At 71.0% G+C, this 13,112-nt stretch carries 14 protein-coding genes; 7 read left to right on the top strand and 7 right to left on the bottom strand.

Annotated features, from left to right (window positions below):
* Positions 1-50: 50 nt before the first annotated feature.
* Positions 51-578, bottom strand: a complete 528-nt coding sequence (locus tag ACGFZS_RS44495) for a hypothetical protein (protein WP_393799951.1) — start codon at positions 576-578, stop codon at positions 51-53.
* A 191-nt stretch (positions 579-769) separates the two neighbouring features.
* Positions 770-988: a hypothetical protein gene (locus tag ACGFZS_RS44490; RefSeq protein WP_393799950.1), complete on the bottom strand. Its 219-nt coding sequence runs from the start codon at positions 986-988 to the stop codon at positions 770-772.
* Positions 989-1,244: 256 nt separating this feature from the next.
* Here ACGFZS_RS44490 and ACGFZS_RS44485 point away from each other — a divergent pair, with 256 nt between their 5' ends.
* Entirely contained in the window at positions 1,245-1,964 is a 720-nt protein-coding gene (locus ACGFZS_RS44485; protein WP_393799949.1) for an RNA polymerase subunit sigma, read from the top strand.
* Positions 1,965-1,994: 30 nt separating this feature from the next.
* Here ACGFZS_RS44485 and ACGFZS_RS44480 read toward each other — a convergent pair whose 3' ends face one another.
* A complete protein-coding gene (locus tag ACGFZS_RS44480; protein WP_393799948.1) occupies positions 1,995-2,915 on the bottom strand; it encodes a sigma-70 family RNA polymerase sigma factor in 921 nt (306 codons plus the stop codon).
* A 275-nt stretch (positions 2,916-3,190) separates the two neighbouring features.
* On the opposite strand from ACGFZS_RS44480, the gene ACGFZS_RS44475 reads away from it, so the two are divergent.
* Complete coding sequence (locus tag ACGFZS_RS44475; RefSeq protein ID WP_393799947.1) at positions 3,191-3,454, top strand: WhiB family transcriptional regulator; 264 nt, start codon at positions 3,191-3,193, stop codon at positions 3,452-3,454.
* Positions 3,455-3,692: 238 nt separating this feature from the next.
* On the opposite strand, the gene ACGFZS_RS44470 is transcribed toward ACGFZS_RS44475, so the two are convergent.
* Complete coding sequence (locus tag ACGFZS_RS44470) at positions 3,693-5,423, bottom strand: L-aspartate oxidase (RefSeq protein ID WP_393799946.1); 1,731 nt, start codon at positions 5,421-5,423, stop codon at positions 3,693-3,695.
* A gap of 185 nt (positions 5,424-5,608) precedes the next feature.
* Here ACGFZS_RS44470 and fdxA point away from each other — a divergent pair, with 185 nt between their 5' ends.
* A complete protein-coding gene (fdxA, locus tag ACGFZS_RS44465) occupies positions 5,609-5,995 on the top strand; it encodes a ferredoxin (RefSeq protein WP_393799945.1) in 387 nt (128 codons plus the stop codon).
* Between the two features lie 40 nt (positions 5,996-6,035).
* On the opposite strand, the gene ACGFZS_RS44460 is transcribed toward fdxA, so the two are convergent.
* Positions 6,036-6,533, bottom strand: a complete 498-nt coding sequence (locus ACGFZS_RS44460; protein WP_393799944.1) for an Ohr family peroxiredoxin — start codon at positions 6,531-6,533, stop codon at positions 6,036-6,038.
* Between the two features lie 220 nt (positions 6,534-6,753).
* Complete coding sequence (locus ACGFZS_RS44455) at positions 6,754-7,650, bottom strand: RNA polymerase sigma-70 factor (protein WP_393799943.1); 897 nt, start codon at positions 7,648-7,650, stop codon at positions 6,754-6,756.
* 213 nt (positions 7,651-7,863) lie between these two features.
* Here ACGFZS_RS44455 and ACGFZS_RS44450 point away from each other — a divergent pair, with 213 nt between their 5' ends.
* Entirely contained in the window at positions 7,864-8,481 is a 618-nt protein-coding gene (locus ACGFZS_RS44450; RefSeq protein WP_393799942.1) for a DUF5134 domain-containing protein, read from the top strand.
* Between the two features lie 27 nt (positions 8,482-8,508).
* Here the strand turns inward: ACGFZS_RS44450 and ACGFZS_RS44445 are convergent, their stop codons facing one another.
* Positions 8,509-9,315, bottom strand: a complete 807-nt coding sequence (locus ACGFZS_RS44445; RefSeq protein WP_393799941.1) for a class I SAM-dependent methyltransferase — start codon at positions 9,313-9,315, stop codon at positions 8,509-8,511.
* 397 nt (positions 9,316-9,712) lie between these two features.
* On the opposite strand from ACGFZS_RS44445, the gene ACGFZS_RS44440 reads away from it, so the two are divergent.
* The 3 genes from ACGFZS_RS44440 to ACGFZS_RS44430 all read left to right on the top strand — a co-directional run bounded on the left by ACGFZS_RS44440 (position 9,713) and on the right by ACGFZS_RS44430 (position 12,981).
* The gene (locus tag ACGFZS_RS44440; protein WP_393799940.1) at positions 9,713-11,350 is read left to right on the top strand and encodes a cytochrome bc complex cytochrome b subunit; all 1,638 of its coding nucleotides are present in this window, start codon (positions 9,713-9,715) and stop codon (positions 11,348-11,350) included.
* Positions 11,351-11,407: 57 nt separating this feature from the next.
* The gene (locus tag ACGFZS_RS44435; protein ID WP_393799939.1) at positions 11,408-12,250 is read left to right on the top strand and encodes an alpha/beta fold hydrolase; all 843 of its coding nucleotides are present in this window, start codon (positions 11,408-11,410) and stop codon (positions 12,248-12,250) included.
* A gap of 212 nt (positions 12,251-12,462) precedes the next feature.
* Complete coding sequence (locus ACGFZS_RS44430; protein ID WP_393799938.1) at positions 12,463-12,981, top strand: GNAT family N-acetyltransferase; 519 nt, start codon at positions 12,463-12,465, stop codon at positions 12,979-12,981.
* Positions 12,982-13,112: the final 131 nt, after the last annotated feature.

The following is a 13,112-nucleotide window of genomic DNA, read 5'->3' as shown; positions in this document are numbered from 1 at the left end:
CGCCGGGCGGCGGGTGTCCCGCCGCGAACACCCGCTGCCCGGCATGGGCTTCAGGACTTGGCCGCGCGATAGAGACCGCGGCCGGCACGGCGGACGCGGGAGGAGCCGACCAGACGGTCGAGAGTGCTCCGTACCGCGTTGATGCTGCCGCTGTCGGTGTCACGGCCGAGCGCGGAGGCGACATCGCGGGCACGGACGTCGACGTCACCGGCTCGCGCGAAGTACTCCAGGATCTGTTCGGTGAGTTTGCCGTACGTCTTCACGTGGTCGGCGTCGTCGCCGCTGTCGGTGTGACCGGGCGTCGCCGTGCTCTTGTCGGCACCCTCGGTCGTGTCATCGACAGGTGTCACACGTGGCGCGGGGGTGGGTTCCACCGACGGCGGCGCGTCCACGGAATCGGCCTCGGGCATGAGGGCCTGAAGGGCGCTGAGGGCTCGCTGTACGGAGCCGAGGTGAGCGGTGACCGCGGCCAGTTCCCGCTCCAGAGCCTGCTTCTGGACCTCCAGCCGGGTCAGGTCCTCCTGGAGGCTCTCGGCGGTGATCGCGATGTTATGAGCCGTAGAGGTCACGGGGACCATGTGTTCCTCTCGTCCTCACCCCTTGTTCCGGCGGGGCCGCACGATGTGCCGGCTCCGTCACTCGGCCCAGCACCGAGGGGATGCTACCCGGACATCATATGCAGTGGTCCGTGCCCGTCGAGAAGGGAAGCGGGCGGCGGGGGAACGGATCGCCTGCCACGGTGCCCCACCGGATCCGCCCGCGCGACCCGTCAGGGACGGCCGGACGCCGAGCACGCCTCGTCGTCGGTGGCACCCGTCATGGGGTGCCGCAGCCGCCTCAGGGTCTCGGAGACCGCGTCGATGCGGGCGTCCACCGAGTCGATCGCTTCCCGGAGCACGCTCATACGTCCCTCCAGCAGGGCAGCCTCCGCCGCGAGCGACGCGGTGACGGCGGCGGGATCGGTCCGCCGGTCAGTGCTCCGGGGCATGCTCTCGTCCTTCATGCTCTTCCTCCGTCGCTCCGGGCCCGGCCGGTCACCGCCGAGCCGCCGACACCGCTTTGACCGAACAGCGAGGAGAGCTGTGACAGCCCCAGGAATCCGCTCCTCCCGCTCCGTGCCCGAGGGTTCCGAACGAGCCGCGAGGGAAAGTGTGTTTGGGGCGAGGACACCGTGCCGTACACCGAAAGACGGATACGGTGTCACGGGACAGCGATCCGATGGCTGTTCAGGGGGAGGAGGCGGTATGGAACCGGCCGGTGACACCATGTCGATCGCGGAGATGCTGGACGAGCGTCGGCATCTGCTGGAGGTCGCTCACTGGATGCTGGGCAGCCGCGCCGCCGCCGAGCACGTCACCGACGAAGCGTACCGGGAGTGGTACGGGCTCTCCGATCACCATCGGGCGCGGATCGGGACGCCCAGGGCCTGGCTGACCCAGACCGTGGGGAGAATCTCCCTGGCGCGGCTCGACGGTGTTCCGGTGGCGGCGGCAGGCACGGTCGCGGGCACCACGGATCACCCCGAGCGCGCACGCACCGAGCCGGCGGACCATGCCCTTCGCGGCCTTCGGTCCCGGCGTGCACAGCCGACACCACCAGGTCGGCAGGACCGTATCGTCCACTCCGTACGACAGGCCTGCGCCGATCAGGACACCGCCCGTCTGCTCTCCCTGCTGTCCTGCGACGTCATCGCGTTCTTCGACGGCGGAGGCAAGGTCCGCGCGCAGACCCGGCCGGTCATCGGCAGTGAAGGGGTCGCCCGGAGCCTGCTGACCCTGCTCGCCCGTCACCCGCGCACCACCTTGTGCGCCCACCCGGTCAACGGACGCACGGGTCTCGTCGCCCGCTACGCCGACCAGGTCGCCGCCGTCGTCGGTCTCGACGTGGCCGGCTCCCGTGTCGTACGGGTCTGGGCCGTTCTCAACCCCGACAAACTGCGTTCCTGGAACCGCCCTCGTTCCTGATGCCCGGATCTGCCGAAGCAGGAGTCCGTCTCAGGCGAAACTGACAGCCGCGCAACGGCAGCGGGAGTCGACGAAAGCGGCGACCTTGCTCGGGTTGAAGACCCACATCACCTGGTGAATGCCACGGCACGTGGCCGCGATGGTCATGAAGGTGGCCGGTCGCCCGCCCCGGTGGAGCAGGACTCCGCTCCGCCCGTTGGCCTCGACCGGTTCGGCCTCGACCGTCGGCCAGAACCGCGGATAGGCGGTCGACAGGTTCGCCACCCGGGTACGGCCCAGGACGGGGACCCGGGCCGCTCCCCGGATGCCGTTCCCGTCGGACAGACTGACCGCGTCCGGCGTGAGCAGCGCCTCCAGTGAGGCGACGTCCCCCTGCCGGGCAGCGGCGACGAAGGCATGGAGGAGTCTGCGGTGCTCGGCGGCGTCGACGCTGTCCCGCTGCTCGTCGGCGAGGTGTTTGCGCGCCCGGCTCACGATCTTCCGCACGTTGACGGGGCTGAGCCGCAGGATGCGCGCGATCTCCGGGTAGGCGTAGTCGAAGGCCTCGCGCAGGACGTATGCGGCGCGCTCGACCGGGGGGAGCTTCTCCAGCACCAGGAGCAGGGCGAGTTCCAGTGCCTCGGCCCGTTCGGCGCCGACCACCGGGTCATGGCTGGTGTCGACGGGCTCGGGCAACCACGGACCGATGTAGGTCTCGCGGCGGACCCGGGCCGACTGAGCCACGTTGATGGCCAGCCGCGTGGTGGTACTCGACAGGAACGCCACGGGGCTGACCACGACGGCACGGTCGGTTCTCTGCCAGCGCAGCCACACCTCCTGGACGACGTCCTCGGCCTCCGCCGCACTGCCCAGCACGCGATAGGCGATTCCGAACAGACGTGGCCGGAGCTCCACGAAGACGGAAACGGCCTCGCTCAAGTCGCCTTCCACAGGGGGCGCCTCTGGATACATGATCCTTTGGTCTCCGTTCCTCTGTTACCGGTGTATGCACGGAGGCGACCATCCGGCCGTCCGGCGCGGACCGCGGCACCGCGGGCCGGCGCGCTGACGGTTCTGACGGGATGCCGCGATCACCTCCGCTCCAAGTGACCGGCGGCGCAGGCTCTTCGTGACAGTTTCCCGATGGATTTCTTGCCGGATCGGCACCTGCCCGATGTCACATACACGCCGGCCGTTCGGTCTTTGAAGTGAGCAGCGGTGACGTATTGCCGACCAGGAGGTGTTCCATGGACTGGCGCGTACGGGGCCTGTGCCTGCGCGAAGACCCTGACCTTTTCTTCCCGATAGGCAGCGTCAGCAGCGGTCCGGTAGCGATACAGACGGACGCGGCGAAGGCCGTCTGCCGTCAATGCCCCGTCATGGAGAAGTGCTTGGCGTGGGCCGTCGACGCGGGTCCGATCGACGGGATCTGGGGCGGTACGACGGAGGGGGAGCGCCGCGCCATGAGCCGGCGCGCGGAGCGCGCGGCGGCGACGGAGACCGCCGCCTGAGAGCGGGGTGACCGGGGAACCGGAACCACCCCGCCCACCCGCATCGGCCTCCCGTCGGGCCGCCGTGCCCTCGATGTCCTTGACGCGCAGACTGCCCGCGAGCGTGCTGTGCACCGGGGGCGACGGTGTAGATGCCGGTCGGCGTCGGGAAGGGGCCTGTCGTGCCGCGGTGGCGACGACAGGCCCCCACGGCCCGGTCCTTGCGGATCGGCTGGGAATCCTTTCGGTGTGAGGACGGCTATTCGACGAGCTTTCCTTCGGTGGAGACGTCTGCCATGAGGGACGCGATCTCGGCGGCGATGGGCGGAATGCCCTCGTGGGTGATTCCGGTGGTCGGGGACCAGACGAGGTTGACGCGGAAGGCGGGGTCCATGTCGGGGAAATCGCTGCGGTTGTGACAACCGCGGGTTTCCCGGCGTTCCAGCGCGGCTTCGAGAGTGGCGCGGGCGGCCAGCGCCGCCGACTTGAGGTCGAAGGCGTGGGCGAGGTCCTGGAAACCGGCGATGTCGGGGTGGACTCCGACGTTCTCCATGCGCTTCTCGATGGTGTCCAGTTCCGCCAGCCCGGCGCGCAGACCCTGCTCGTCACGGACGACCCCGGCGTGTTCGGTCATGGTGTTGCGGATGGCGCGCTGAAGGGCGCGGACGTTCTCCGGTCCGTCGGCGGCGAGCAGTTCGTCGACCTCGGCACGGGCCTGGGCGACGGCGGCCGCGGACCGGGGCTGCGCGGTCAGTGCCTCCGAGTAGGCGGCGGCCGCCTGGCCGGTGATGCGGCCGTAGACGAGGAGTTCGATGAGGCTGTTGCCACCGAGGCGGTTGGCGCCGTGCAGGCCGCTGGCGGCCTCGCCGATGGCGTACAGGCCGCGGACGTCGGTGCTGTGGTCCTCGGGGCGGACCCAGACGCCGCCCATCGAGTAGTGCGCCGTGGGCGCGACCTCGATGGGGTCGCGGGTGATGTCGAGCATCTGCAGTTCGAGGAGCGTCTGGTAGACCCGGGGCAGCCGGTTCATGATCGTCTGGCGGGGGAGGTGGGAGACGTCGAGCCAGACCCCGCCGTTGGGGGTGCCGCGGCCTTCCTTGATCTCGGTGTAGGAGGCGAGGGCCACGCGGTCGCGGGTGGACAGTTCCATGCGCTGCGGGTCGTAGCGGCTCATGTACCGCTCGCCGAGGGCGTTGCGCAGGATCCCGCCCTCGCCGCGGGCGGCCTCGCTGACCAGGGTGCCGGCGGCGTTCTCCGGTTCGGTGATGCCGGAGGGGTGGAACTGGACCAGTTCGGGGTCGCGCAGCCGGGCCCCCGCCTCGACCGCCAGGCGGAAGGAGTCTCCGGTGTTCTCGTCCCGGCGCGAGGAGGTGCGGCGCCAGATGCGGGTGTGCCCGCCGGCGGCGAGGATGACGGCGTCCGCGTGGACCAGGTGACGGGTGCCGTTGCCGAGGTCGAAGCCGTAGGCCCCGAAGACGGCTCCGTCGTGGACCAGCAGGCGGGTGATGTACAGACTGTCGAGCACGGGTATGTCCAGCTGGCTCGCGCGCCGGATGAGGGTGCGCTGGATCTCCAGGCCGGTGTAGTCGCCGGCGAACGCGGTACGGCGGAACTTGTGGGCGCCGAAGAAGCGCTGCGAGATCCGGCCGTCCTCCTCGCGGGCGAAGGCCATGCCGTAACGCTCCAGGTCGTCGATGCCCAGGGCGGCGCCCTGAGTGACGATCTCGGCCGTACGGGGGTCGCCGAGCAGGTAACTCTCCTTGAGGGTGTCCGCGGCGTGCTGCTGCCAACTGTCCTCGGGATCCATGGTGGCCAGGGCCGCGTTGATCCCGCCGGCGGCCAGTGAGGTGTGCGTGTCCGCCTTGGGGCGCTTGCCGACGGCGATCACGTCGACGCCGGCCTCGGCCAGTTCGATCGCCGCCCGCAGGCCGGACCCGCCGGTACCGATCACCAGCACCGTGGTGGACAGACGTTGTTCGGTGATAGGCACGATTGCTCCCGTCGCTGTGGGTGTTCACCTGCTAGGACCGGGCCGGGCGGCGGTCTGTGACACCGGCACCGCCCGCTCGGGAGTGTGCGGGTGTCACAACATGACGGCATCGACGGTCATAGCGACGAGCCCGACGGCCGCGGGAGCCGGCCGTGAAGTGTGCGACGGCGAGAAGGAGAAGAGGGATGACCTACGTCATCGCGCAGCCCTGCGTCGACATCAAGGACCGGGCGTGTGTGACCGAATGCCCCGTGGACTGCATCTACGAGGGCTCGCGCACGCTCTACATCAACCCCGAGGAGTGCGTCGACTGCCATGCCTGTGAGCCCGTCTGCCCCGTGGAGGCCATCTTCCACGAGGACGACCTGCCGCGGCACTGGGCGCACTTCCGGTCCGTCAACGCGGAGTTCTTCTCCGCCGCCCCCTCGGGGCTGAACCAACGGTGTGACCCGCCCCGTGACCATCCCCTGGTCGCCGCCATGGCCCCGCAGAGCCCGCACAAGAAGGAGATCTCCGCCTTCACCGTCGGCAAGGAGGAAGCCGCCGACGCGGACCTGTGGTTCCCGTCCTGACCGGCCGGACCCGCCATCCGTGGCCGGACGGACGTGCCGGTCAGGAATCGAGGGTGATGGTTGTCGGCGTGCCCCTCCAGGCCATGCGCGCGTAGGGACACAGCGTGTCGGCCTCCTCCATCAGTCCGGTGGCCGTCTCCCGGGCGACGCCGGGCCAGCGCACCACCAGGCCGACGCGCAGCACGTAGCCGCCGTCCTCGGGATCCCGTCCGAAGGCGACGGTCGCCACGACCGAGATGGCCGCGGGGTCGAGTGCCTCCCGCCGGGCCAGCAGGCTCAGCGCGCCGTGGAAGCACGCCGCGAAGCCGGCCGCGAAGAGCTGCTCGGGATTGGTTCCCTGGCCGTCCCCGCCCAGTTCGGCCGGCATCCGCAGATCGAGGTCCAGGGCGCCGTCGGACGAGCGTGCCCGTCCGGAGGCCCGCCCGTGCGAGGCGACACCGCCGTGGACCGTCACGGTGGTCGTGTAGATGGGCGAGAACTCGTCCCCGTCGTAGTCCTTCTCGGTCGACAGGGTGGGCAACTGGATCCGCTCGGTCACGGCATGACTCCGATGTCGTCGTGGTACGGCGTCCCGGCACAGGTCCGGGAGCGCGTATGCGGGGGCCTTGGACGCGGAGGGCGACGACGGACATGACCGTGGTGCGCCCCGCGCGGCCCGGGACGGTCTCTCGTGCGGGCCGGACCGGACTACTCAATGACCGGCGAGTAACCGTTCCTGTGACGTCCACCCGGCGCCGCCCCCAGGCCGCCCGGGCAGGTCAGCCGCTCAGCGCGGCCACATAGGGCGACAGCTTGGCCGGGTTCATCACCCACATGATCCGGTCGATGCCGTCCGCCGAGACATCGACGGACAGCAGGGCGACGGGCGCTCCACCGGAGGAGACCAGCACGGCCGGCCGGGCGTTCGCCTCGACCCACCGGACCTCCGTCTGCGGCCAGAAGCGGGGAGCGAAGGCCACGAGGTACTGGGCGACATGACGCCGGCCGACCACCGGGATCCTGGACGCGCCGCGGACGCCGCCACCGTCCGAGTAGCTGACGACGTCGGCGGCGAGGACATCCTCCAGTACCGCCAGATCACCCGTCCGCGCCGCGGCGAGGAACACCTCCAGCAGCCGCCGGTGGGCTGCCGGGGCGACGCGCTCCCTGCGCTCGGCGGCCAGGTGCCTGCGTCCGCGGCTGACCAGCTGACGGGCGTTGGCCTCGGTCGTCTCCAGGATCTCCGCGACCCGCCCGTAGGGATAGTCGAACGCCTCGCGCAGGACGTAGGCGGTGCGCTCCACGGGATTCAGCTTCTCCAGAAGCATCAGAACCGCCATCTCCAGGGCCTCGGCCCGCTCCGCGCCCAGCTGCGGATCCTGCGCGGTGTCGACGGGCTCGGGCAGCCAGGGGCCCACATAGGACTCCCGCCGGACCCGCGCGGACTGGGCCAGGTTGATCGCCAGCCGGGTGGCGACCGTGGTCAGGAAGGCGGCGGGTTCGTGCACCTTCGCGCGGTCCGTGTTCTGCCACCGCAGCCAGGTCTCCTGCACGATGTCCTCGGCCTCCACCGCACTGCCCAGGAGACGGTACGCGATGCCGAAAAGCTGCGAACGCGCCGACAGGAAGTCCTTCGTCGCCTGATCAAGGTTGCCGGGGTGGGCGCCAGCCTGCATGGATCGTCCCTTCTGGCTTCGTGCACATCATGTTACAAGGGGCCGATGACACGATGGTGCCTGCCGCCTGTCCGGTGGCACACCCTGTCACGAATCAGCCGTGCGTCCGGTCAGGAGGGTGAACCGTCGGGGACCAGGGAAGGCGCACACAGTGTCGGACGAGACGCCAGTACATGATCGCACCGCTCCCGGACACACCGTCTGATCCGCCCCATGGACACCCCAGCCGACGTCGTGAACGGCATGCTGACGGCGCTCTTCGCCGTGGCCGCGTCGCACGCACTCCTGCACGCCGTCCGGTCACCCGGGACGGGCCGCCGCGACCGGGTGGACCACCTCCTGCACTTCGCCATGGCCGCGGCGATGGCGGCGATGCCCTGGAACCCCGTCCGACCGCCGTCCGGTCGGGCCCTGACCGTCCTCTTCGCGGCCGCGGCCCTGTGGTTCCCGCTGACCGCCCTCCACCAGCGCACGGCGGACACCGTGGCCGCGATCGCCGACCGGCTGCCACCCGCGGCCGGCATGGCGGCCATGGCCTGGATGCCGCACACCCGCCACGGCGGGGACGCCCTCCCGCACGGGACCCCGGTCGCGCACCACATCGCGGCGGCCGGCCGTGCCGCCGGCACCCCGGCACCGGCCGCCGTCGTCACCGGCCTGCTGACGGCGTATCTCCTCGCCTGCGCCATCCGGTCCTTGACCCGTCCCATGCCCGCGCTCCGGTCCGCCACGGACACCGCGCACCGCGTCGCCGCGACGGACCCGTACGGCCATCTGCGCGACGGAGCGATGGCGCTGGGGACGGCCGTGATGCTGGTCATGCCGCATTAGCGGGAGCCTGCCGCCGGGTCGAACCTGTCATGACGACTCCGGTCGCAGGTCGCGAGGACACACAGTGGGCCGTGCCGGGGCATGGAGGGCGACCGCCAGGACCTCGGGGTCGTCGTGCCCCGGCAACGGCACGAATCCGTGCTGTTCGAGGTCGCCGAGGAGCGCGGAACGCGACGCGGGCCACATCCAGAACGTCTCGGTGTGCTCCCGCAGCACGCCTTCGACACTCCGGACCCAGTAGTCGACGCAGGTGCGGATGCGGTCCCCGGCCCTCGACATCACCATGCGCCCGCCGTACGTGTGCGCTCCGACCCGCTGCCGGGGCAGGACGCGCAGGACGTTCCGGGTCGGCAGCCGGGCCGGCGGCAGGTGCAGGAACAGCGTGCCGCCGGGGGCGAGGGCCGCGCCGATCGCGGGCCAGAGCGCGTGGCGCGCGGCCGGCGAGAGACAGGCGACCGTGTTGTGGCAGACGGCCACGTCCGCGACCGCGTACAGGGGCGCCTCGTTGAGGGCGTGCGGGTGCACGGTCACCCGCTCCCGCTGCCGTGCGGGCAGGGCGGAGAGACGTGTCATCAAGGACGAGCGCATGGCCCGGGCCGGCTCGACGGCGTGCACAGCGGCCCGGGACTCGGCCAGGCTCATGAGGGTGACGCGACCGGTACCGGCCCCGATGTCCAGCACACCGAGGCGGGCCTTCGCGACGGACCGGCCGTAGAGGTGCCGTACCCGCCTCTCGTCCTCGGCGGCCTGGAGGATGTCGTAGAACTCCGCCGTGACGGCGTAGGAGTCCGCCTCCGCTCCGGCGGTCGGCGCTCTCGCGATGACAGGGTGCATGTCCAGCAAGACAGCACGCGGACCGTGCGTGTGACAGCGGTCGGTGTTCCGGCTCCGGTCCGCGCGTCGGACCGGGCGGCTGGGGGCCGCACTCGACGGCCCGCCGCTGCCACCTCGATGGCACGGCATCCGGACGTCCCGTGTCACACCTGACCCGCCTCACCGGTCATGACTCGGACGGCAGTTCACGAATCATGCCCGAACAGCACAGCCGCGGACGAGTCGGTTCCGCTGTGCCGCATGGCCGCATGGCCGCATGGCCGCATGGCCGCATGGCCGCACGGCGACCGGAGGCCCGCGCGGGATGCCCGTGTCGCGGACCCCACGGCGGAGCCCGGGACCGCGGTGCCGGCGGAGGGTGCGGGCTTCGGGTGACGCAGAGACGAATGGTGGAGAGATGGGCAACGACAGTCGGGCGGTCGAACCGGAGCAGAGCCACACGGAGCAGAGACACACGGGGGAGCGGCTCGCGCAATGGGCGGACGGCCGACTCGGCCACCGCCGGCTGGTGCGCTCCGCCCGGCGCCTGGTCTTCCCCGACCACTGGTCGTTCATGCTCGGCGAGATCGCGCTCTACAGTTTCGTCGTCCTGCTGATCACAGGGGCCTACCTGAGCTTCTACTTCCATCCCTCGTCCGACCCCGTGGTCTACCAGGGCGGCTACACACCGCTGCGGGGCCTGTGGGTGTCGGAGGCATTCGACTCGACCCTGCACATCTCCTTCGACGTGCGCGGCGGTCTCCTGGTCCGTCAGGCCCACCACTGGGCGGCACTTGTCTTCGTCGCCGCCGTGTTCGCGCACATGCTCCGGGTCTTCTTCACCGGCGCGTTCCGCAAGCCACGAGAGCTGAACTGGATATTCGGGTTCCTGCTGCTCATCCTCGCCATGTTCGGGGGGCTGACCGGCTACGACCTGCCCGACGACCTGCTGTCCGGAACCGGCCTCCAGGTCGTGAACGGCACCGTCCTCTCGATCCCGGTCGTCGGGACCTACCTGTCGTTCTTCCTCTTCGGCGGCGAGTTCCCGGGCGACGACCTGATCGCCCGCTTCAACACCATCCACGTGCTGGTCATCCCCGGACTGATGGTCGCCCTGATCGCCGGCCACCTGGCCCTGGCCCTACGCCACCGGCACACCCAGTACGCCGGACCGGGCCGCACCGACAGGAACGTCGTCGGCATCCCGCTCCGGGTGTACGCGGTCAAGGCCGGCGCCTACTTCTTCCTCGTCTCCGGCGTGATCTTCGTCATGGCCGCCGTCGCGCAGATCAATCCCGTGTGGAAATACGGGCCCTTCCGCCCCGACCAGGTCTCCGCCGACTCCCAGCCCGACTGGTACATGGGCGTCGACGACGGCTTCCTGCGCATCATGCCCGGCTGGGAGATCGACTTCTGGGGCCACACCCTGGCCCTGGACAACATCCTGCCCCTGCTGACCGGGGTGCTGCTCTTCCTGGCCATGGGCGCCTACCCCTTCATCGAGGCCTGGGTCACGGACGACGACCATGAGCACCACCTCCTGGACCGCCCCCGCAACCGTCCGGTACGGACCGCTCTGGGCGTGGCTTGGCTCAGTGTCTACGCCGTGGCCCTCGTCGCCGCCGCCAACGACGTGATCGCCACCCGGCTGGACGTCTCTGTCAACGCCGTCACCTGGGCGGCGCGGATCGGCTTGTTCGTCGTGCCGGTGCTGGCCTTCCTCGTCACCAAACGCGTCGCACTGGGTCTGCAACTGCGCGACCGCGACAAGGTGCTGCACGGACGCGAGAGCGGCATCATCAAGCGGCTTCCGCACGGCGAGTACGTCGAGATCCATGAACCGCTCAGCCAGGCGCAACTGCACACCCTGACCGCGCACGAGCAGTACCGGCCCCTGGAGGCCGCGCCGGCGGGGGACTTGGACGGCGCCCTGCCCAGCCGCCTCGGACGGCGCCTGCGCGTCGGGCTCAGCCGCGCCCTCTACGGCCCCGGCACGCAGATCCCCAAGCCCACCGCCGCCGAACACCAGGAGATCAGCGGCGGGCACCGGTCCTGAACAGGGCGTACCGCACCCGAACCGCAGTCCTCCCCACCTTCCCGAAAGGCACTCGACATGAACCGCACCTCCCGCATCAGCCGGGTCCGCACCTCCCTCACCGTGCTGGCCGGCGCCACCGTCGCCGCGGGCCTGCTCGTCACCACGGTCGCCCCGGCCTCCGCCGACAAGGGCGCCTCCCCACAGGGTCCCAAGCCGACCGTCGTGCTGGTCCACGGTGCGTTCGCCGACGCCACGAGCTGGAACGGCGTCATAAGCATGCTCCGGCAAGACGGTTATCCGGTGGTCGCCGTCGCCAACCCGCTGCGCTCCCTGAGCGGCGACTCCGCGTACCTCAAGGACGTCCTGGCCGGCATCGACGGCCCCGTCGTCCTGGCCGGCCACTCCTACGGCGGCTCGGTGATCAGCAATGCCGCCACCGGCGACAAGAACGTCAAGGCACTTGTCTACCTCGCCGCCTTCCTTCCCGAAAAGGGCGAGAGCGCGATCGGCCTGTCGGGGAAGTTCCCGGGCAGCACGCTCGGCGATGCCCTGCGCTCCGTGCCGTTCACGAACGCCGACGGCTCCCAGGGCACCGACCTCTACATCCAGAACGACAAGTTCCGGCACCAGTTCGCCGCGGACGTGCCCCGTGACCGGACCGACCTGATGGCCGTCACCCAGCGACCGGTCACCAACGCCGCCCTGGCCGAGGGAGCGGCCGAGCCGGCCTGGAAGACCATCCCGTCCTGGGCCCTCGTCGCCACCCAGGACCTCAACATCCCGCGCAGGGCTCAGGAGTTCATGGCGGAGCGCGCCCACGCCCACGTCACGGAGGTGCGATCGTCCCACGCGGTGAGCGTCTCCCGGCCCGGGAAGGTCACCGACGTCATCGAGGACGCCGCCCGCTCGGCGCGCTGACTCCCGCGATCGGCGCCCGGGGGGCCGGGGGGCGGGGGCGGGTCAGGTCACGGACAACCGGTTGGTGGCCAGGCCCGGTCCTGCCTCTGCCGCGGTTCATCCGTGGTGTCACACCCCGCCCGCGTGGCCGGTCAGATGTGCGAACCCCGCCCCGTCGACCGCCGGTCCGCCCGTGCACGTTCCGCGCCGGGCCGGCCGTGCAAGGACGAACCATGCGCCGCGAACCGCGGATCATCCTGATAGGCCCCGGCGACCTCGCCCGGGCGGTGGCCATGCATCGCCGCTGTTCGACCCAGACGCTGTGGAGCCGCTACCACCGGGCGATGGCCGACCCCCGGACGTATCTGCCCACCCTGCTGGCCCGCCCCGGGTCGGTCCATCTGGCCGCCCGGGACACCACCGGGCGCATCGTCGCCGTGGGGCACCTGATGCCGGACCACTCGGCCGTGGAGGCCGCGCTCCTCGTCGAGGACGCCTGGCAGGGACATGGACTGGGGACCCGCCTGCTGCGCCACCTGGGCCGCCACGCGCTCACCGGCGGCTGGGCGACGCTCTACGGCCTGGTCCTGTCCGGCGACGAACGGATGGACGCCATCCTGCGCCACGCGCCTGTCCCCGTGCACCGCAGTGAGGAGTACGGCACGGTCACCGCCTGGGTCCATGTCCCCGACCTGGCAACCGCGCTGCCCGCCGGCCGACGGCGAGGCTTCTTCCGCACCGGGCGCGGGTGAGTCGACCGGGTCGGCGGCCGCGCTCAGCGCGGCCGCCGTTCAACACGATGTCGTCGCCCGTGTCAGGCCGGAGGCCGGACCCGTCGTGTCACCAGTCACCAGTCACCAGTCACCAGTCACCGGTCACCGGT

The sequence above is a fragment of the Streptomyces sp. NPDC048288 genome, from assembly GCF_043201555.1.
Taxonomy (GTDB): domain Bacteria; phylum Actinomycetota; class Actinomycetes; order Streptomycetales; family Streptomycetaceae; genus Streptomyces.
This window is presented reverse-complemented; position numbering and strand designations above follow the sequence as displayed.